Source organism: Paraglaciecola psychrophila 170 (assembly GCF_000347635.1).
Classification (GTDB): domain Bacteria; phylum Pseudomonadota; class Gammaproteobacteria; order Enterobacterales; family Alteromonadaceae; genus Paraglaciecola; species Paraglaciecola psychrophila.
Window position 1 is genome coordinate 4,331,952 of the sequence record NC_020514.1, and the last position, 20,043, is coordinate 4,351,994.

Below are 20,043 nucleotides of genomic sequence, written 5' to 3' on the forward strand. Positions count from 1 at the left end.
ACTTGAACCTCTTCTAATCTGGCACCTTATCGACTAGTTTAGCTGCCAGATTCATTTCATTTTTCCGCAACATGATCAAAGGCGCTATCGAGTAATAAATGACAACTCAACTCCATCATGTATACCATGCGGGCCTTTGGATATCCTGCCTACTAAGCCTTATTTGCGTTACGTGCAAGCTGCGCAAAGCTGTCTGGGATGTATCTATGCTCTATCAATGTCACACAACACCTCAGTTCCAGCAATACTCACTGCAGCTAATGCCATAGTGTCCTGTAAGGGCCCCAGACATCCGGACAAAAAACAGGTTATTCCGGTGATGCCTAAAGCGGTGCATAACATCGATAGTAGCCGAAGGCAGGATTGTGAGTAAACGCACCGAAGCGTTTTATCGAGTGACACAAACAGACCCATACCCGGCCTGGTCTTTACTGTGGCTAAGGGTTATTCTCCCGCCAGCCGATGATAGAAACGGCTCCAAGGCTCATTTGTGGGAGAAATTTCGGGGCACCATTTGTATCCTGATAGTGGACACATGGGAGCATTTGATGGACTTACGGTTAAACGAAGACAACTACGAGGTGACAGCGGTCAAAATAATCCTAAGAGGGACAATGTAGAACTAATGCGCTTAGCAGTATAAACTTACGCGTGCCTGTGGTGTAAACACAGCGAGAGCAATCATTGTGGTTAGCAGGAGTCTGCCTTGAGAAGGAAGGAAAACAGGCCGAAAGTAGACCATTGACTGCTTTCGCAGAGAATTCCTGTGTATTAAGCCTTGCGCTGTTTTTTTGTGCTTAAATAAAAAAAATCGGTCATTCCTGCGAAAGTGGGCACCTCTCCGCAAGACCTAAAAAAACCTCACTCCCGATACAGAAAAAGTGAGGTTTGGTTTTACTAAGTCTAGTGGATGCTAGCGCTTTTCGATATTAACCTAGGTTATTTTCGGTTTTACCATTCTTCAAAAGAATAAGTGAAACGAAGACCAATAGTTCTTGGCCGTAGCACGTTAGTTACGAAGCTTCTAACAGTCGCGCCATCAACGGTTTGATTAATCAATGGTGTTGATTGCACGCCTGTTTCAGCAAACTTATCAAACACGTTATTCACATAAGCAGTAACGGTCCAATCATCTGTTAGATAAGTAATACGAGCGTTTGCTACACCAAAACTAGGAAGTGTATAACTTCCGCCAAGGCCACCAGTACGCGAAAGAATGTCGCTTTGCCAAGCAAAATCGCCACTATAGGTCAACTCTGCGTCGTTAGACAAGCTCTGGTAATATGTAGCAGACAACGAGACCTGATTTTCCGGTGAACCAGGTAATCTATCACCTGCAGAGCCATCTATGAAGTCTGCACCAAAGCCTGGAGGAGCAATTGTACGTATTAAAGAAGGCACATCTTTAGATAGTTCACTGGTAGTTTGACTGAATGACCCCCTTAGGTTTAGATTATCGGTGGCATTCCAATTGAAAGTGGCCTCTAAGCCCTTTGATTCTGCACCATTAGCATTAATCGTAATAGGTATAGAAGCATTTACCGTTGCTGATGATAGCTGGTTGTCTTCCCACTTAATGTAGTAAATAGCGCCATTTAGGGTAAGGCTTCCGTCTAACCAACGACTCTTTACACCAAGTTCATGGTTTCGTGTGGTATCTGGCCCATATGAACGTTCATCAAACTCTGCAAAATCGTCAGGACCCGGGCCAAATTGCTGCCCTGGTGCAAGGTTACAGTTCCCCTGCGCCGCGTTAGGATCATACTCGTCGCATTCTCCGCCGCCGTTGCCGCCACCGATACGGAAGCCCTCACTGATAGTAAAGTAGGCATTGAGGTCTTCATTGAACACATAAGAGGTGTTAAATTTAAATAAACTACCATCATCTTTTTGCTCTAAATCAGGGTCAAAGTCTCTTGACTCAATTTCATCTAGGCTTGCTGCTACAAAGCCAGAATCAAAGAGCGGGAAATCAACTGTAGATTGGTCTTTAATATCGTATTTGTAGAACCTACCGCCGATAGTCACTTGCCATTTATCGGTAATTTCGTAACCTACTTCACCAAAAATCGCTTGTTCTACAATTTTGGTTGAGCCAGCAGAGAAATATTCCAGATCGTCAGGACGATCAAATCCGGCAAAAGCTGCATAACCTGGCGTAAATTCTGCTGAGTAACTCACGTTTTCAAGCTTGTTGTAAAAGCCACCTACAATCCAGTTTAAATTTGAATCTGAAGTAGAGACTAAACGCACTTCTTGGTTGAAGGTTTCTTCTCTTTCATTTTCATCAGTAAAGGCCGTGAAGGTTGGAAAGGTTTCGTAAGAGTATTCAAGACTGATAAGTAAGTCTGTTTGATCACGTTGCCCGCGTTCTTCATAACTGGTAATACCCGTTGCAGAAGTGAGTTCTGCAAAACCTAAATCAACTGTAATTTCTAAAGCTAATAAGCTAGTGCTTTCGTCATTCGGCTCGCGTAGGCGTTGCGCATTTTCATATTTACCAGTTGCCAATTCGCCTCTGTGGCTAGAGATAGTTCGGCCTTCATTTTCTTCTTCTTGCCAATAATAGGTAAGGGTTGCATCTAGTTCTTCCATTGGTTGCCAACGCAATGCAAGTTTGCCAGTAAGTGATTCTTGCCCGTTAACATCTTCAGCCGGGTCAAACTGATCACTACCGCGAGTAGCATCAGGTTCAGAAACACCAATTTGACGAACCACGAAGGGTTGGTCAATAAAACCAGGATCATCATAACTATCAAGTGAAGCACGAAACGCAAAGGTGTCACTTAAAGGTACGTTTACCGTAAAACCAAGGTCATTGCCAAAATCGTCACTCTCATTAGTGCTAAATAAGTCGCCTCTAATATCAAATGAACCTGCATCAAATTCTGGCTTGTTAGGAATGTAACGTATTGCACCGCTTAACGTGCCTGCGCCATAAAGTGTGCCTTGTGGACCCAATAACACTTCAATACGCTCTACGTCAGTTATTCTCATATCAACAGCAAGCGGTATTTCGCCTAGGTATGTAGCAACGGTGCCACCTTGATCATTACCATCACCTTGACCCAGTGGATCAGCATTGATACCACGCACTATTAAGGGGTTACCGTTTCGTCCACCTTGGTCTAAAGCAACAATACCTGGTATGAATCTTAGGGCTTCCGATATATCACCCACACCTTGTCTTTCGAGTTGACTACCATCTAATGCCGCTATATTAATCGGCACATCTTGAATAGAGCCCTCTCGGCGCGTGGCTGTAACGGTAATTAGCTCTATATCTTTCGTGCTTTTTTCGCTGCTTTCTTGCGCGAAAGTTGGCACGGCTATGGCAGTACTTAATAGTGTAAGCGTCAGGGCTTGGGCAATTAAATTGGGCTTAAAATTATTTTTTTTCATATTAAATACCTGTACAGTGTGTTTTTTGTCAAAGGACGGTGTGTCAAAAAGAGTTGTTTTTAAAATGACTGTTTTAACAGTGCTTATATTACTTTTTGTGATAGTGCCAGATAACACCAATTTTAGTATCTCGATTGTCCCAGTATTTGTCAACTCGATGGCTGGCAAGGCTGCCTTGGTGTTGTAATACAATAGCGGTTTGGTACCCTACAGCTTATTTCAATTATTAATAAGAACAACGTCCAAAACCATGTCCAAAATTATCCCCCATGTAATTGACGATAATCTGTTGTTAATGGCGAAAGGTGAATACAAAATAGTTCACGCTAATGCTATGTCGCTTATTCGCACTAACGTGGGCGATCCTGCGCCCTATTTACTGCTTGCTAAACTATGCTTCGATCACGAAAATTATGTCAAAGCAAGGGAATTGTTCGAAAAAAGCGTAAGTTTAGCCCCTGATAATATTCGTGTGCTTACCTACTTCAGTCAGGCGCTTACTCAATTGGGTGAGCATGGTGAAGCTGGACTATTTGCAGATAGGGCCGCTAGTTTAGCTCCTAGTAATGCCCACATTGCCGACACATTAGGCGTTGTTTATAGTCGCTTAGGCTTTCATGAAAAGGCCGTTCTTTGTTTTCAACAAGCAGTATCTTTAGATGTTAAACCTGCAAATTATCATTATAATTTAGCCGCTTCTTTGCAGTTTTTAGGTAATTTTGAAGCTGCCAAAATTGCTTATGAAGAAAGCTTAAGACGAGCCCCTGAATTGTATAGGCCTTTAGCTTCACTAGTCAGCCTTGAAAAACAAAGTGTTGAAAAAAATAAGATTGACGCTTTATTGGCAAGCTACCAACGCTGGAAAAAAGACAGTGACGCCGTTTTATACATTGGTCATGCTTTGGCTAAGACCTATGAAGATTTAGGTGATTACACCACCAGTTTTGAATGGCTTAAAAAAGCAAAATTGGGCAAAAGCGTAACAGCCAATGCTTTTAATTATGAAGGGGTATTTTCAGCCGCTCAGGAACCAGCAATATCAAATAGCAAAACAGATAAGGCATTAGAGACACCATCAGATAAGCTGGCATCATGCCCAATCTTTATAGTAGGTTTACCTAGAACCGGCACTACATTGGTCGATAGGATTCTATCTAGTCATCGAGATGTGGTGTCTGGAGGGGAACTAAACACATTTGCAGAGCTGGTTAAACGAGCAACTAGTACCGAGTCCAATTTGGTGCTTGATGCAGAAACACTTTACCAAGCAAATACGCTCGAGCTACATAATGTTGGCGAACAGTACATAGAGGCAACTAGCGCTTTACGCAGAAACGCAATCCGCTTCACAGACAAAATGCCACTTAATTTTTTTTATGCCAAAATAATTTTAAAAGCCTTACCAAACGCTAGGATCATTGTGTTGAGGAGAGGTGCTATGGATAGTTGTTTAAGCAACTATAGACAATTACTCACTACACAACATTCCTATTACGATTACACCTACAGCTTAAAAGCTACCGCACAATTTTATCGCCAATTCGACCAACTCATGGGCCATTGGCGTGCAAACTTACCCAGTAATCGTTTTATGGAAGTGCAGTACGAAGATATTGTATTTAAACAACAAGCCACCACTGAAAAACTGCTTAAATTTTGTGACCTTGAATGGGACGATGCATGTTTACGTTTCCATGAAAACAAAGCGCCAGTATCCACTGCTAGTTCAGTGCAGGTTAGGCAACCTCTTTACTCAGGCTCTATTGGCCGCTGGAAACGCTATGGTGATTTGTTACATGAACTTAAAGATGATTTGGGTGATCTAGCTGAGGATGTATAACGATAACGGCAACTTCGTTGTCGTGTTCCCGTTGTGGGGGCGCCTCACAAATATTGACTACTTGGGAATATTGATACTTTAACATTGGAGCGGGAAACGAGATTTGTAACCGCCAACCGCGTTGTCGTGTACCCCTTGGGGTCGCCTAACGGGTATTGACTAGTCTGAAACACTGACTTTTAACATTGGAGCGGGAAACGAGATTTGTAACCGCCAACCGAGTTGTCGCGTGCCCCTTGGGGTCGCTTAAACGATATACATTGAATCAAGCTTTTACTGTGGCTTATCATTGGAGCGGGAAACGAGATTTGTAACCGCCAACCGCGTTGTCGTGTACCCCTTGGGGTCGCTTAAACGATATACATTGAATCAAGCTTTTACTGTGGCTTATCATTGGAGCGGTAAACGAGATTTGTAACCGCCAACCGCGTTGTCGTGTACCCCTTGGGGTCGCCTAACGGGTATTGACTAGTCTGAAACACTGACTTTTAACATTGGAGCGGGAAACGAGATTCGAACTCGCGACCCCAACCTTGGCAAGGTTGTGCTCTACCACTGAGCTATTCCCGCATAATGATGATACCGCTCTAAGCTGTGGTTGCCTAAAGCGAGGCGCATTCTACAAAAATGAGACTTCATTGCAAGCATTAAAGCCCAATTTTATGATATTTTTTGCTAATTACTACATATTGATGGATTAGCGAACAAATATTCATACGTAAAATTAAATATTAAAGACATGTTGACGGGTATTAACCATTTCTGCGATGGACTCGCGAATATCATCTAGCGCTAGATGCACACCTTTTTTGTGAAAACGTCTACCATTCTGGTTTCCACGACGAACCACTCTTGATCGTACTCACATCAATATTTCTATAATGAAAATATTGTTCAAGCTCAGACATGTACTTGACTAAAAAGCGACGATCCTGACCTATTGTGTTTCCACACAGTGGAGATATCCCCTTAGGTACAAAATCTTCTAAAAACAAAATGGTTTGTTCCACTGCTTGTTGTTCGTTAACGTCACTATCACGACAACGTTTGGTAAGACCTGATTTGCCGTGTGTATCTGTGCACCATTGATCCATACCATTAAGCACTTCATCAGGCTGATAAATGGCTAACACCGGACCTTCGGCCAATATATTCAAATTTTTATCTGTCACTATAGTGGCAATTTCCAAGACGACATCAGTCTCAGGCTCTAACCCTGTCATTTCCATATCGATCCACACTAAATTTTCGTTGTTTACTGACATGCTGACTCCTAATTGAAAACTTTTGATGAGTAACAAATACATTAATGATTTGGTATCCGCTCCCTCAAACGTTAACATGATACAAGAAATAATATTAATTACAGCAAAGATAAAACGTGGCTAAAAAACCAAAGTTAACAGACAGGCAAAAACGACAAGTCTCAGTAAATCGCACGAAGCGCCTTTCGAGTGGTGCAAAGCCGAGTGAAATTGAAGATAATCAGTTTGGCGAACAGCAAAGCGGACGTGTTATAGGACGATTTGGTAAACATGCAGATGTTGAAGATCGGGCAGGAACAGTGCACAGATGTCACATGCGGCGCACCATTAATAGCGTGGTATGTGGCGACGAAGTGTTATTTAGGCCAGGGAAAGATCAAACCTTAAGCATCAGCGGTATTATTGAGATTGTTCAAGACAGAAAGTCTGTTCTCACCCGTCCTGACTTTTATGATGGGGTAAAACCTGTTGCGGCTAACATCGATCAAATCATCATTGTAAGTTCGGTATTACCAAGCTTATCTTTGAATATTATCGACAGATATTTGGTTGCTGCTGAAGATGTGGAAATTACGCCAGTAGTATTATTAAACAAAGTCGAGTTGCTTGATCCACAACAACTGAATGAAGTCGAAAGTCAGCTAAATATTTATCGCGATATCGGCTATCAAATTGTGTACACCAGTTGTAAAACATTGACTGGGCTTGATGAACTTGCAGTATGTTTGAAGGATAAAGTCAGTGTATTTGTTGGTCAATCTGGTGTAGGAAAATCAAGTTTAATCAATGAGTTGTTACCTGAAGCAGACGAAATAATTGGCGATATATCCGACAACTCTGGATTAGGTCAACACACCACTACAACTGCAAAATTACTGCACTTTCCTGATGGTGGGGATTTAATAGATTCTCCTGGGGTACGTGAATTTGCCCTGTGGCACCTCCCTGCAGAAAGATTAACTAATGGGTTTAGAGAATTCAGAGACTATTTAGGCGGTTGCAAATTTCGAGATTGTAAACATGGCAATGATCCAGGATGCTTGATCAAAGCAGCGGTTGAAGAAGGTAAAATTAGTCCACAACGTTATCAAAGCTACCACAAAATATTGTTAAATATGGATGAGTTACGCCCAGCACATACAAAGGTTTAATGCTCCTCAGTTTAAGCACATATTTCGCCGGCAAAATCGACTAGCATATAGCCTATTGAACTTAGTGAAAAAAGCAAAGCCTCGATTATTACGGTACAATTCTAATCGTTGAAGTCAGATTATTAGGAAAGCTACTTTGTTTGATTCGTTAAAAATTGCTCTGCAATATATTACTCCAAAACACCTGTTATCTCGATTGGTGGGCTCACTCGCTGCTGCTGAAGCTGGTTCAATGACCACAGCTGTAATTAAACTCTTTATCAAGCAATATAAAGTTGATATGTCTGAGGCACTCGACTCAGACCCTGCATCCTATTCATCATTTAACGCTTTTTTTACTCGGCAACTTAAAGCTGACGTTAGGTCGATCTGCCAAGATGAAAAACAACTCGCCTTACCTGTTGATGGCGCAGTGAGTCAATTAGGCGATATTAAACACGATGCTATTTTCCAAGCCAAAGGCCATAACTACAGCCTGACCACATTATTAGGTGGAAAACCTGAACTTGCAAAGCCTTTTTTGGATGGTAAATTTGCAACGATTTATCTTTCCCCTAAAGACTATCATCGCATTCATATGCCGATAGACGGGCAGCTGACAGATATGATTTACGTACCTGGTGAGCTGTTTTCTGTGAGTCCTCTTACAGCAGAACGTGTGCCTGGGTTATTTGCAAGAAACGAACGAGTAGTGGCCATTTTTGAGACTGAAATAGGTCAGATGGCGATGGTCTTGGTAGGTGCGACAATTGTTGCCAGCATCGAAACTAAATGGGCAGGCACTGTTTCACCTCCAGCAGGTAAAAACGTGCTGCATTGGCAATATCCCACTCAAGGTGATAACTCAGTCTCTATTAAAAAGGGCGAAGAGATGGGTTTATTTAAACTTGGATCAACTATTGTCGCTTGCTTCGAAGCTAACTCTATTGAATTTGCAGATCTGGATGCAGGAGACGTAACACGCCTCGGCGACGTTTTCGCAACAATAACAAAGTAATCAGTGGATCCCGTCAAGAAAAGCCTGTGGTCACTGCATGTCACTATGATACTGCTAGGTGCTACAGCATTATTCTCTAAGCTTTTGCCTTTGTCTGCTATAGATATTACTTTTGGCCGTGCAGCCATTGCCTGTATCATGTTGTTTGGCATTGTTAAATTATTTGGAAAATCAATATTTTTAGACTGTAAAAAAGACTATTTTGTTGCCCTGTTTTTAGGTCTTCTCATGGCAGCACATTGGGTCAGCTATTTTGCTGCTATGCAGTATTCATCGGTATCAGTGGGCATGATAGCCTTATTTACATTCCCAGTAATGACAGTACTATTAGAACCTTTTTTTGAAGGCATACGTTTAGTTTGGCAAGACTTGGTCAGTGCTATTGTTGTGCTTTTTGGTATTTTCCTTATAGTCCCAGAAATTTCTTTAGAAAACGAGACAACTCAAGGTGTGTTAATTGGGGTTTGTTCTGCCGTCTTGTATTCTTTTAGAAACTTGGTGCACCGCAAACATTTTTCTCACTACTCAGGTGCTCATGCTATGGCTTACCAAACATTGGTGATTTTTATCTCTCTTAGCTTTTTTTCAAGTGATGAGTTATTTAAGGCTAGCCAAGAAACCTATATCGGACTGGTCATCTTAGGTATATTTTTAACGGCTGTTCCTCATGCTTTAATTGCTGCAAGTCTTAAACATTTACGTGCCAAAACCTTCTCATTGATCGCCTGTATGCAACCGCTTTACGGTGTAACCCTTGCAATACTCGTGTTGGATGAACAGCCTAGATGGCAAACCTTAGTCGGTGGCTTATTAGTGATTTCTGCCGCAATTTATGAAACCATCAACGCTCAGAAACTTCATGTAAATAATCGTTAAAGAGCAAAAAATGCTGATATTTGCCCACAGAGGTGCAAGTGCCGATGCACCCGAAAATACCTTACTCGCTATTGAACAAGCCTTAATCCAACAAGCTGATGGCATTGAGATCGATGTCTATCAACTCGGTAATGAATTAGTGGTTATTCATGATAGATGGGTAAGCAGAACCACCAACGGCACACGTTTGTTAAGTGATTATAGTCTTGAAGAATTACAAACATTAGACGCGGGCAAAGGGCAATTTGTACCTACACTGTGGCAAGTATTGCAGTGTGTACAAGGGCTATGTTTGATAAATATTGAAGTTAAGGGAGTGAGAGATGTGTTGTTAATCAATGAGTGTATTAATAAAGCAGTCAGTCAATTAGGCTTTGAAGCTGAGCAATTTATCGTTTCGTCATTTAACCATCATCTTTTATTGGCTTTTAAAAGTATAGCGCCCAAAATTAAGATTGGGGCTCTGACTGCCAGTAACCCTTTAGATTATGCGCGTTTCGCAGAAGACTTGCAGGCATATTCAGTCAATGCTGATATTAGTTTTGTTGATCAGAATTTTGTAATAGATGCCCACAATCGTGGCTTGAAAATGTTTGTGTATACCGTTGATGAACCTAAAGACTTACTTAAGTTGCAAGCTTGGGGGGTAGATGGAGTATTCAGTAATGGTCCAGCAGCAGCTAAATTAGTGTTAGCGGTAAAGGCATAAACTGGGGCCTAAGAACTAGCACATCCAGAATCACAATCTTGACAGCTCTGACATAATTTCAGATTCACTATGTGCGCACCAACAATTAATAAAGCACCAACAGCAATAGTGAAAGGCTCGTAGGAGTCACCGAACATATCTTTATTCCAGTAAATCAAACCGCCTAATACTAGACTATATAATGGATAAAGCTGTCTGTGGTAGCGGTAGAAACCTGAAAACAATGCCCAAAAACCGATGAGCATCGAAAGTGACAAAATGCTTCTTTCAAACCAATTCTGAGCAAAAAATGAGGCCCCAACAAAAGGAATAAGAGGGATAAGTATAGGCAACAACAAACAATGTAACGCGCACAAACTGGAGGCCCAAATGCCTAGTCTGTCTAATAACGTCTTATCTTTGCTAATTTCCATCAATATTTACCTCAACCTTATGAATCGTTATAATATAACATTTCATGTAATTTACAAGTATTTGATGCTTAAAATTTTCACAGTGTGTTTCTAAGAATCACAAACTTCGAAACAGGGCCTCAAAAATATACTCCACATACGCCCACTCACATGCACGGTAAGGTAATAGGGAACCACTAAGGCTTTTTTAAAAGTTTAAGACTTGAGGTGACCACTAACAAAACCAGTGCTCCAGCAATAATACCCACTACACCATCAAGCAAAATAGGTACTACGGATGCCGCAATTTTTATTGATTCAATGCTGTGTAAAATAGGTTCTAATGCATGATGGATGATGGGAATACTGTGGACCAAAATGCCGCCTCCTACCAAGAACATGGCTGCTGTTCCTACTATAGATAGTGTTTTCATCAAAAGTGGAGCAAAAATTAATAGCCCTCTTCCCACTGTTCGTTGGATACGGTTAAAAGTGCCACTCACAGACTTTCTAAGTAAATATAACCCCGCATCATCAAGTTTTACAATGCCAGCGACTAGACCATAAACACCAACAGTAATAGCCAAGGCGAGTAAAGATACAACCGTTACTTGTGTAGCAAAGGACTCCTCTTGAACAGTACCGAGCACTATTACCACAATTTCGGCAGATAGAATAAAATCAGTTCTGATGGCGCCTTTTATTTTAGTTTTTTCAAGCGCGACTAAATCAACACGGGGATCTGCAACAGCGGCCAGCTTTTGTGCGTGCTTTTGTTCCAAATCGTGTTTGGAGTGGAGAAACTTGTGCGTAAGCTTTTCGACGCCTTCAAAACATAAATACATGCCTCCTATTACCAGCAATACAACGATTAACCATGGCAAAAATGCGCTTATCAACAACGCGGATGGCACTAGAATTAATTTATTTAAAAAAGAACCTTTGGCTACTGCCCACACAACAGGTAATTCACGTTCTGCTTTTACCCCAGAGACTTGTTCGGCATTCAGAGCTAAGTCGTCTCCCAACACACCGGCTGTTTTCTTGGCAGCCACTTTCGACAGAATAGCCACATCATCCAGTATGGTGGCAATATCATCTATAAGGGCAAGTAAATTAGCAGCAGGCATTATATTTCCTTAAATATGCGCTTAAAAAACAGGAGGAATGGGTTTTGATTCAGCCTTAGGATGATAGGCGTAAGTGACACCAGAAGACAGCAAGTCACTTAATTTAACCAGTTGAATACCATGTTGTTGGAGCGTAGCTAAATGCACTTTCAAATATTCAAGTGTTTGCGGGTAGGGATGAGCAATACCTACCGCGTAACCATATTTTTTAGAAAGACTCAGTAAACGATGAAATTGTTTATCAATCTGCTCAGGGTTGGGAGTGTGATCGATAAATACATTACGTTTGGTACTTAACACCCCATTTTTTTTAGCAATGATTTCTGCTTTGCTGTATCTAGTGGTCCGGCTATCAACAAAAAATAGCCCCTGCTCCGACAGAAACTCCATGGTTACCGACATCGGTAAAGAAAGCTGAGTTAGCCTACTCCCCATATGATTATTAACCCCCACAGCATCAGGTACAGTCGATAGGGCTGCTATTAACACTCTTACAATTTGATGGGGTGGCATACTAGACAGTAAAACATTTTTTTCTTGATTATTACCCGCCAACGATTCCATTGGCATATGTAACATCACCTCACGCTGCTGAGCTGCAGCTCGATTGGAAAAAGTCGTAGATAGGGGTTTGTTAGGTAAAATCGCAAATGCCACATTTTCCGGAAGAGCAAAGGCCAGCGCATCTTGTTTATTGTTTCCCATATCATCAATGATCAAAGCGATCTGAGCCGCTCTAGCAGAGCAACTGATACACAACAGGCAACTAATTAGTAATAAACGCATGTTTTTATTATTGTTTTACTCGACTGCATTTGATTTTATTATAATCACATCAATTATTTTTACTAGGATTGAATCGTTTAAATACACAAAGGTTTAAAGCTTTAACCAGTTAACGGGGTTAATAGGCTTTCCTTTGTGTCGAATTTCGAAGTACAAGTTAGGTCGACTTTGCCCTCCGCTTTGCCCCAAAAGAGCAATCGCTTCACCCGCCTGAACAACCTCACCAGCTTGCTTTAATAATGCTTGGTTATGGCCGTAAAGACTCATAAATCCATCACCATGATCCAATACAGTTACTAAACCAAAACCTCTAAGCCAATCAGAATAGAGTACTTTAGCATGATGTATGGCAATCACAGCGTCACCTGCAGTGCCATTAATGACTACTCCTTTCCACTTGATTTGACCTTGCCTAAACCTACCAAACATTTTTCTAAGATTGCCCTTAGCAGGCATTAATAAACGACCTTTAAGAGCACTGAGTCCACTTAATGTTACGTCTTGTAGGTCGATTTGTTGTTGGGCTCGGGTTAATGCTTCAAGGAAATTCTTTTCATTGATTTGTAATTGCGCAATTTTTGCTTCATCAGATTCGATAGCGTTTTGCATTGCTATAAGCGTCCCTTCCCTCTGAGCCTGGTTTGCTTTTAAGGTTTGTTGTTGTTCCAGTTGTTTACCTTTTAACTGTTCTAGCTCGCTTTGATTATCAATCAACTTGGCATTCACTTTTTGTAGCTTTATAACTAACAGATTAAAACTATCAATCTGTGACTTGCGGGCTTTGTTCAAATATTGATAGTAAGTAATGGTGCGTTCAAAGTTCGCGGCATCTTGCTGATTCAACAACATTTTTGCAAAGTCATAATTACCTGTCATATATGCGCTGCGAATTTGTTTAGCTAATACCGACTTTTGCTGATCTAAAGATGCCAAATAACCCTTTTGTTGTTTACTCAATTCACTGAGTTGTTGTTGATTAGTGTCGAGTGACGTCTCTGTTTTATTGAGTGTTGTAGCTGATTTAGCAATCTGTATTTCAACAATCTTTAAATTACTCTGGAGCTTCTTGGCAGCTTCCAGTTGTTGACTAATTTGCGCTTGTTTGTTTTTTATCTGTTGTTGAATACTTTCAAGATCTGACTGTTCTTGGGCGTTTGCAACAAACACAAAAGAAATAATACATAACACTACCAAGAAAAAAAACCTGTGAATTCGGTTTTTCTCTTGGAATAATGTGTCCGCTATCAATCTCAATTGATTAGTCCACTGTAACGATAGGAGTTCCTGTCATCTCCTTAGGCTGTTTCATCCCCATTAGATGCAGCATTGTTGGGGCAACATCACTCAATGTGCCTCCTGCTCTAACAGTTGATTTTTGTCCTACGTGAATAAAAGGAACTAATTCACTGGTGTGTGCAGTGTGCGCTTGACCTGTCTGCTGATCTTGCATTTTTTCTGCATTACCATGATCAGCCGTAATTAAGCAGTCACCGCCATTACGTTTCATCGCTTCAACGACTCTGCCAACACAAGCATCGACAGCTTCGCAAGCTTTAACGGCTGCATCAAAGTTACCAGTATGTCCAACCATGTCACCATTAGGATAATTACATACAATAACGTCAAATTTACCAGAATCTATAGATGCTACTAGTTTATCGGTAAGTTCAGCTGAATTCATTTCAGGTTGTAAATCATAAGTTGCAACTTTAGGTGATGGGATCAAAATACGCTCTTCACCTTCATATAAATCCTCACGGCCACCACTATAGAAAAAAGTGACATGTGCATATTTTTCAGTCTCAGATATACGTAGTTGTGTTTTGTGATGCTGAGCTAACCAATCACCCATAACATTGACTAAAGGTACAGGCGGGTATGCTGCTGGAGCATCAATGCTTTCAGCATATTGAGTGAGGGTAACAAAAGCATTTAACTCAATGTGTTTGCCTTTATTGAATTCATTAAAGTCTCTTTCAACAAATGGACGACTGATTTCGCGGGCACGATCGGCTCTAAAATTCATAAAGAAAACCGCATCACCCTCTTCTAAAGGTACAGCATCACCAATCACTGTGGCTTGCATAAATTCGTCATTTTCTTCACGTTGATATGAAGCATCTAAGGCTTCGATAGCACTAGAAGCCACTTTTTTTCCTTCACCGTGAGCAATTAAATTGTAGGCAGCTTCGACTCTATCCCAGCGAGCATCTCTGTCCATCGCATAGTAACGACCGATGACACTGGCAGTTTTCCCTAAGCCTAACTCAGCAAATACAGCATCAGCTGACTGCAATGGCCCCTTGGCACTTCTTGGTGGTGTATCGCGGCCATCCAAAAAGGCATGTAGATATAATTTTTTCGCACCGCGCTTTGCAGCCATTTTCAAGAAGGCAAAAATATGCTTCTCATGGCTATGAACACCGCCGGCAGACAATAACCCCATTACATGGATGGCTTTATCTGCTTGAATAGCTTTGTCTAGATTGTCGACTAAAACCGTATTTTCAAAAAAATCACCGTCTTCAATGGCTTTAGTGACGCGAGTAAAGTCTTGGTATACAACCCGACCCGCACCTAAATTAACATGACCTACTTCAGAATTACCCATTTGTCCTGGTGGTAATCCAACGTCTAAACCTGATCCAGATATCAATGTATTACTGTAGTTTTTACACAAACCATCTAAAACGGGCGTATTAGCATGAGCAATCGCATTACTCTCCTGTTCTTCGCGGTGACCCCAACCGTCTAAAATAATCAATGCCGTGGTCTTTTTGGTTTGAGTCATTATTTAATCCTTGTAGGTAAAACTATTAGTTAATGTATTGATCGTTTTAGAGTAGCTTGTCGTCTTGTGCGCTACCCTAGTTCCGTAATAATAGGCTAATGTTATCCTTACTGGCATTGCACGTCACGGCTAAATCATTTTAAAAACCAAATGTATAACAATAAGTTATTCTTTGTGTTGTGGATGAATACGTTCAAGGACTAGTTTCTGCACGCAAAATCTATATACTTTGGCCTCATTTTTTTAAGTTACTCACCTCTAAGGGTCACCTGTTATGGAACAAATGATAGAATTTGCTACTAATCACTATATTTTATCTGGCTTGTTCGCCGCACTTTTAGCGGCATTGATATACACCGTCGTGGCAAGTCAGCTCTCATCACTAAAAGAATTAAGTACCCATGAAGCGACATTGTTAATGAACAAAGAAGATGCCTATATTTTGGATATTCGCCCAGTTGCGGAGTTTAAAAAAGGTCATATTTTAGGTTCTAAACAAATCAAAGCTGAGTTAGTTACGAAAGGCGATTTTTCAACCCTTGAAAAATCTAAAGACAAACCCATTATTGTTGTCTGTTCTATGGGTATGACGTGCAAACGAACGGCATCTCAAATGCTCAAAGCTGGCTTTGAAAATGTTGTTACGTTAAAAGGTGGCATTAGTGCTTGGCAAACTGCAAATCTTCCACTCACCAAATAAATTGCAGGAAATGATATGAGTAAAGTTGATATTTATACTAAAGGTCATTGCCCTTATTGCCATCGGGCAAAGGCTTTATTGACTAAAAAAGAAGTGATCTTTAATGAGATTGAAATCGATGTTATGCCTGAACTACGCAACGCAATGATCGAACGAGCAAAGGGTAAATCCACTGTTCCACAAATTTTTATTAATGATCATCACGTAGGTGGTTGTGATGAATTATTTGCATTAGAAGCAAAAAACCAACTAGACAGTTTATTGGCTGACTAACAACATAATTTAAGGAAATAACATGGCTGACGAGAATCAACCAAACGAAGCTGCAGTGCAGCCAGAAGCGGCACAAGGCCCACAGTTTTCAATTCAAAGAATATACACTAAAGACATTTCTTTTGAGGCACCTAACTCACCTGCAATGTTTCAAAAAGAATGGAAACCAGAAGTACAGTTAGACTTAGACACAAAGAGCAATCCACTAGGTGAAAACCTGTATGAAGTTACTTTATCTGTAACTGTGACTGCAAAAATCGGTGAAGAAACAGCATTTTTATGTGAAGTACAACAAGCTGGCATATTCATGATTGGCGAAATGCCAGAGCAGAATAAAGCTCAAATGATTGGTGCCTTTTGTCCCAATACCTTGTTCCCGTATGCTAGGGAGACCATTTCAAATTTAGTGAATCGTGGCACTTTCCCACCCTTAAACTTGGCACCTGTTGATTTCAACTCAATTTTTGCAGCCTACATGCAAAAACGCGCTCAACAAGCTCAAGAACAAGCACAATCTCCACAAAAATTAGACGCGTAATAAGGCTGATTTTAAAGTGAATTCAGTTTGTGTATTAGGGGCAGGATCTTATGGTACTGCCCTTGCTTTTTGTCTCTCTCGCAATGGCGTGAAAACCGTTTTGTGGGGGCGAGATAAACAGCAAATCAAATTAATGGCCAAAACCAGATGCAATGAAAAATACCTACCCAACGCTATTTTCCCAGAAAAATTATCACTCGAATCTGAGCTCTGCGAAGCGATAGTCACAAGTCGAGACATCCTAGTAGTCGTGCCAAGCCACGCATTTTATAACACTTTACAAAAAGCAAAACCGTACCTAAAGCCTTGGCATAGAATTATATGGGCTACAAAAGGATTAGAACCTGAGACAGGTAGGCTCTTACAAGATGTTGCTTTGGAAATATTAGGTCACGAAACACCTATTGCAGCACTATCAGGCCCTACCTTTGCTAAGGAAATGGTGGCAGGACTTCCTACCGCAATATCATTAAGCTCTACAAATGAAACCCTTGCCGAAGAGTTTGCTAAAAAGCTTCACTGTTCCAAATCCTTTAGAGTCTATAGAAATGATGACTTCATAGGAATACAGCTTGGCGGTGCCGTTAAAAACGTCATAGCCATAGGCGCAGGATTGTCGGACGGCTTAGGCTTTGGATCTAACGCTAGAACAGCACTCATCACTAGAGGGTTAACCGAGTTAACTAGACTAGGAGTTAAAATGGGTGCAAAACAGACCACGTTTATGGGTATGTCAGGCTTGGGTGACTTAGTACTGACTTGCACAGATAATCAGTCGCGAAACAGACGTTTCGGATTGGCATTGGGTAATGGATTAGGTATACAAGAGGCTATGGACGACATAGGACAAGTAGTCGAAGGATATAGAAACACCAAAGAAGTGCATATACTCGCAAAACGTATGGGGGTCGAAATGCCTATCTGTGAACAAGTCTATGAAGTACTCTACAACCATAAACCCGCCAAAGATGCCGCATTAACGCTACTAGGCAGAGACCAGACATCTGAATAGTGACGTACACATAACAAACGGTTAGTTGCGATAATTAATTCTTTCTTTTTATCTAATGATTCTTTTTGGTAACTCAACATCCTAGTTGGTAATCGCCGACGCTTCCAGTACACCTTTAATATTGCTATGTAACTGTTTACATCCTTATGACTAGGATTAAGGGTGACGGCATTATTCGAATACATTAAGACACGTTTACTATCACTTTGCATCAAATACAGCGCCGCCAAATTGTTCGACAATTTCCAAATTTTTATCGCTAACCAGCGCATCTGTTCGGTGCTTAGTAATGGTACCACGATGTCTAAATGAGTGGCTGCCAGCTTAAAGGCTAGTGATACGCGAGCACTATTAACAACTGGATGGCTGGTAATATACTTTTCGGCCAGTGCTGCCAGTTCATCGGTACGTCTAGTTTTCAATAATACGTTAGCCAAATTCGTCACTGAGCTAAAGCCGGGTGTCGAATGATGGCAAGCAGTGAAATAGCTGGCCGCTTGCGCAAGGTCGTTGCGGAATTCCCTTATACGTCTCCACACGTGACACTTAGCACCGGATAAAGCTAGATTATCGCCCTTAACAAACGAAGTATTTATTCGGCCGCTTGGTCTTGTTTGAGGCAATCAATGCCGAGGCTTTGTGTGTTCTACCACGTGCGTTTGGCGAGTAGTAAGTGGTAGTGTTAAAATATGTCTAAAACTAAGCCAAGCAAGCTATTTTGGTCCAATATAGACAGGGCAAACATGGCATGTTTGGGTAAGTTATTATTGCTACGAAACGTTGCATAATTTTGCGAAACTGTCTGAAAACGTTATTATCGATGTTATTTATTCTGTTCTTTACTACGCTAAGATAATTCCTATTTTTTGGCTATACCATCCACAACATATCAGAATATGTAAATTTTGACTGATAGCGATTTAATAAGCTATGAAAAACGCGTCCTCGCCGTTGAAATAACGCGTCAGCAATTGCCACAGTTTGATAATTAGAGACAGTGATTATGCGAATAGGTGGCGGTAGTGGCTCAAAATCGGCATTTGGGGAGTAAAAAAATTAACCTTATTAACGCTTAAACTGCCGACAGGTTAATTGGGGTAATAACCAACACAGTTAAATACACATCTCTAGCACCCGCATATTCAACCGCTGAAATGGCAGCTTGTGCCTTCAACAAAGTCTGGGGATATTGTTTGGTTTAACTTGTAGTGCTTGAGCTTTTTGTGGCATATCAGATTATTGATAAATATATTCCAGCACGTTTAATGTATTAACAATATTTGGGGTTCTTGCAAGCCATTCTTTTGCTCTAATTTACGCTTGAGGACTGCATTGAGGGGATCCAACAGGGTCTATAAGGTAGGTTTTCAGTCTTAGAGCCGGATGTAACACAGGGCTATTTTAAAGATAAATCAAGACATTATCCCCGATGTAAATTGTCACTACACCGTTGGTAGGCCATAGCATTACCAAATAGCAGACCACTTACGCAATTAAGGCCTTGGTCTAAGTATTGTTTCTGAGTATCTATAAGCGAACTAAATTTTACCTGAACAACCCGAAATAGACATTTTAATTCGCCATTGTCCGGTTAAACCATCACTATTTTTCGTAAACGACCGTAAGCAGTTTCGAGATTATCCGTGTGATAGGCAGATACATACGCCAACAGATAATTCCCCAGAGCTAAACCCAATAGAACAAGTATGGAGTTGGCTGCGTCAGCATCATTTAGCTAATCGCTGTTTTAGCGGCTATGAGGATATTGTTGATGCTTGCACGCTCGCTTGGAATGACTTTGTGAGCGACATACCCGCGTGACAAAAATGTGCTCACAGGACTGACTTGAAGTGGGAAAAACTTAATGCGGATTGGTATAGGTCACTTTCTGCACACTAAAATGTGATGGCTATTTTCAAATCCCTGAAACGCAAAAAGCCACCTGTAAAGGTGGCTTTTTACTTAATTGGGAGCCTGGCAATGTGCTACTCTCGCATGGGGAAACCCCAAACTACCATCGCCGCTAATGTGTTTCACTTCTGAGTTCGGAATGGGATCAGGTGGGGCCACATCGCTATTGTCGCCAGACAAAAACTGTTATCTATCAAGCTTGCGCTCAATAAATCAATATGTAAAAGCTGATACTCTCCCCCTGCGGGTCAAGCCATAATCGATGCTAAA

General features: G+C 41.1%; 18 protein-coding genes, 1 tRNA gene, 1 rRNA gene and 2 pseudogenes. 12 read left to right on the plus strand and 10 right to left on the minus strand.

Annotation, left to right across the window (positions count from 1 at the left end):
• The first annotated feature begins 136 nt into the window (after nt 1-136).
• Nucleotides 137-373, plus strand: a complete 237-nt coding sequence (locus tag C427_RS26545; RefSeq protein WP_162471185.1) for a hypothetical protein — start codon at nt 137-139, stop codon at nt 371-373.
• Between the two features lie 117 nt (nt 374-490).
• Complete coding sequence (locus C427_RS27815; RefSeq protein ID WP_236613713.1) at nt 491-643, plus strand: hypothetical protein; 153 nt, start codon at nt 491-493, stop codon at nt 641-643.
• 308 nt (nt 644-951) lie between these two features.
• Here C427_RS27815 and C427_RS18900 read toward each other — a convergent pair whose 3' ends face one another.
• Complete coding sequence (locus C427_RS18900) at nt 952-3,402, minus strand: TonB-dependent receptor (protein WP_007637116.1); 2,451 nt, start codon at nt 3,400-3,402, stop codon at nt 952-954.
• A gap of 250 nt (nt 3,403-3,652) precedes the next feature.
• Between C427_RS18900 and C427_RS18905 the strand changes: the two genes are divergently transcribed.
• Nucleotides 3,653-5,242 carry a tetratricopeptide repeat-containing sulfotransferase family protein gene (locus C427_RS18905; protein ID WP_007637096.1) on the plus strand — a complete coding sequence of 530 codons (1,590 nt, stop codon included), beginning with the start codon at nt 3,653-3,655 and terminating at the stop codon, nt 5,240-5,242.
• A 495-nt stretch (nt 5,243-5,737) separates the two neighbouring features.
• Here the strand turns inward: C427_RS18905 and C427_RS18910 are convergent.
• Both C427_RS18910 and orn read right to left on the minus strand, forming a co-directional pair.
• Nucleotides 5,738-5,812, minus strand: a tRNA-Gly gene (locus C427_RS18910).
• 154 nt (nt 5,813-5,966) lie between these two features.
• A pseudogene (orn, locus tag C427_RS18915) lies at nt 5,967-6,507 on the minus strand (oligoribonuclease).
• Nucleotides 6,508-6,623: 116 nt separating this feature from the next.
• Between orn and rsgA the strand changes: the two are divergent.
• The 4 genes from rsgA (at nt 6,624) to C427_RS18935 (ending at nt 10,240) form a co-directional block, all read left to right on the plus strand.
• A complete protein-coding gene (rsgA, locus tag C427_RS18920) occupies nt 6,624-7,658 on the plus strand; it encodes a small ribosomal subunit biogenesis GTPase RsgA (RefSeq protein WP_007637092.1) in 1,035 nt (344 codons plus the stop codon).
• A 136-nt stretch (nt 7,659-7,794) separates the two neighbouring features.
• The gene (gene asd, locus C427_RS18925) at nt 7,795-8,655 is read left to right on the plus strand and encodes an archaetidylserine decarboxylase (RefSeq protein ID WP_007637090.1); all 861 of its coding nucleotides are present in this window, start codon (nt 7,795-7,797) and stop codon (nt 8,653-8,655) included.
• Between the two features lie 3 nt (nt 8,656-8,658).
• Nucleotides 8,659-9,531, plus strand: coding sequence for a DMT family transporter (locus tag C427_RS18930; protein ID WP_034899069.1), 873 nt, complete (start codon nt 8,659-8,661; stop codon nt 9,529-9,531).
• A gap of 10 nt (nt 9,532-9,541) precedes the next feature.
• Entirely contained in the window at nt 9,542-10,240 is a 699-nt protein-coding gene (locus C427_RS18935; RefSeq protein ID WP_007637087.1) for a glycerophosphodiester phosphodiesterase, read from the plus strand.
• Nucleotides 10,241-10,248: 8 nt separating this feature from the next.
• Here the strand turns inward: C427_RS18935 and C427_RS18940 are convergent, their stop codons facing one another.
• The 5 genes from C427_RS18940 to gpmI all read right to left on the minus strand — a co-directional run bounded on the left by C427_RS18940 (nt 10,249) and on the right by gpmI (nt 15,339).
• On the minus strand, nt 10,249-10,653 hold the full coding sequence (locus C427_RS18940; RefSeq protein WP_007637085.1) for a MerC domain-containing protein: 405 nt from the start codon (nt 10,651-10,653) through the stop codon (nt 10,249-10,251).
• Between the two features lie 176 nt (nt 10,654-10,829).
• Nucleotides 10,830-11,762 (minus strand): DUF808 domain-containing protein, encoded by a 933-nt coding sequence (locus C427_RS18945; RefSeq protein WP_007637083.1) that lies wholly within the window; start codon nt 11,760-11,762, stop codon nt 10,830-10,832.
• Nucleotides 11,763-11,783: 21 nt separating this feature from the next.
• Nucleotides 11,784-12,548, minus strand: a complete 765-nt coding sequence (locus C427_RS18950) for a divergent polysaccharide deacetylase family protein (RefSeq protein ID WP_007637080.1) — start codon at nt 12,546-12,548, stop codon at nt 11,784-11,786.
• 93 nt (nt 12,549-12,641) lie between these two features.
• Complete coding sequence (locus C427_RS18955) at nt 12,642-13,742, minus strand: murein hydrolase activator EnvC family protein (protein WP_007637079.1); 1,101 nt, start codon at nt 13,740-13,742, stop codon at nt 12,642-12,644.
• Nucleotides 13,743-13,806: 64 nt separating this feature from the next.
• The gene (gene gpmI / locus C427_RS18960; RefSeq protein WP_007637076.1) at nt 13,807-15,339 is read right to left on the minus strand and encodes a 2,3-bisphosphoglycerate-independent phosphoglycerate mutase; all 1,533 of its coding nucleotides are present in this window, start codon (nt 15,337-15,339) and stop codon (nt 13,807-13,809) included.
• A 274-nt stretch (nt 15,340-15,613) separates the two neighbouring features.
• On the opposite strand from gpmI, the gene C427_RS18965 reads away from it, so the two are divergent.
• Genes C427_RS18965 through gpsA form a run of 4 tightly spaced genes read left to right on the plus strand, consistent with a single transcriptional unit; the run spans nt 15,614 to nt 17,862 of the window.
• Nucleotides 15,614-16,039 carry a rhodanese-like domain-containing protein gene (locus C427_RS18965; RefSeq protein ID WP_015431204.1) on the plus strand — a complete coding sequence of 142 codons (426 nt, stop codon included), beginning with the start codon at nt 15,614-15,616 and terminating at the stop codon, nt 16,037-16,039.
• A 15-nt stretch (nt 16,040-16,054) separates the two neighbouring features.
• Nucleotides 16,055-16,312: a glutaredoxin 3 gene (gene grxC / locus C427_RS18970; RefSeq protein WP_007637071.1), complete on the plus strand. Its 258-nt coding sequence runs from the start codon at nt 16,055-16,057 to the stop codon at nt 16,310-16,312.
• Nucleotides 16,313-16,334: 22 nt separating this feature from the next.
• The gene (gene secB / locus C427_RS18975) at nt 16,335-16,850 is read left to right on the plus strand and encodes a protein-export chaperone SecB (RefSeq protein WP_007637064.1); all 516 of its coding nucleotides are present in this window, start codon (nt 16,335-16,337) and stop codon (nt 16,848-16,850) included.
• A gap of 16 nt (nt 16,851-16,866) precedes the next feature.
• Complete coding sequence (gpsA, locus tag C427_RS18980; protein ID WP_007637062.1) at nt 16,867-17,862, plus strand: NAD(P)H-dependent glycerol-3-phosphate dehydrogenase; 996 nt, start codon at nt 16,867-16,869, stop codon at nt 17,860-17,862.
• On the opposite strand, the gene C427_RS26550 is transcribed toward gpsA, so the two are convergent.
• Entirely contained in the window at nt 17,796-18,401 is a 606-nt protein-coding gene (locus tag C427_RS26550) for a hypothetical protein (RefSeq protein WP_162471183.1), read from the minus strand. The genes gpsA and C427_RS26550 overlap by 67 nt on opposite strands.
• A gap of 1,138 nt (nt 18,402-19,539) precedes the next feature.
• On the opposite strand from C427_RS26550, the pseudogene C427_RS26030 reads away from it, so the two are divergent.
• A pseudogene (locus C427_RS26030) lies at nt 19,540-19,706 on the plus strand (IS630 family transposase); the annotation flags it as partial.
• 128 nt (nt 19,707-19,834) lie between these two features.
• On the opposite strand, the gene rrf reads toward C427_RS26030, so the two are convergent.
• Nucleotides 19,835-19,950, minus strand: a 5S ribosomal RNA gene (gene rrf, locus C427_RS18985).
• Nucleotides 19,951-20,043 lie beyond the last annotated feature (93 nt).

Coding starts and splice junctions, on each gene's coding strand:
- C427_RS18965 (WP_015431204.1), top strand. CDS start 15,614: ATGGAACAAATGATAGAATTTGCTACTAATCACTATATTTTATCTGGC.
- C427_RS18945 (WP_007637083.1), bottom strand. CDS start 11,762: ATGCCTGCTGCTAATTTACTTGCCCTTATAGATGATATTGCCACCATA.
- C427_RS18900 (WP_007637116.1), bottom strand. CDS start 3,402: ATGAAAAAAAATAATTTTAAGCCCAATTTAATTGCCCAAGCCCTGACG.
- C427_RS18905 (WP_007637096.1), top strand. CDS start 3,653: ATGTCCAAAATTATCCCCCATGTAATTGACGATAATCTGTTGTTAATG.
- gpmI (WP_007637076.1), bottom strand. CDS start 15,339: ATGACTCAAACCAAAAAGACCACGGCATTGATTATTTTAGACGGTTGG.
- C427_RS18940 (WP_007637085.1), bottom strand. CDS start 10,653: ATGGAAATTAGCAAAGATAAGACGTTATTAGACAGACTAGGCATTTGG.
- C427_RS18950 (WP_007637080.1), bottom strand. CDS start 12,548: ATGCGTTTATTACTAATTAGTTGCCTGTTGTGTATCAGTTGCTCTGCT.
- secB (WP_007637064.1), top strand. CDS start 16,335: ATGGCTGACGAGAATCAACCAAACGAAGCTGCAGTGCAGCCAGAAGCG.
- C427_RS18935 (WP_007637087.1), top strand. CDS start 9,542: ATGCTGATATTTGCCCACAGAGGTGCAAGTGCCGATGCACCCGAAAAT.
- grxC (WP_007637071.1), top strand. CDS start 16,055: ATGAGTAAAGTTGATATTTATACTAAAGGTCATTGCCCTTATTGCCAT.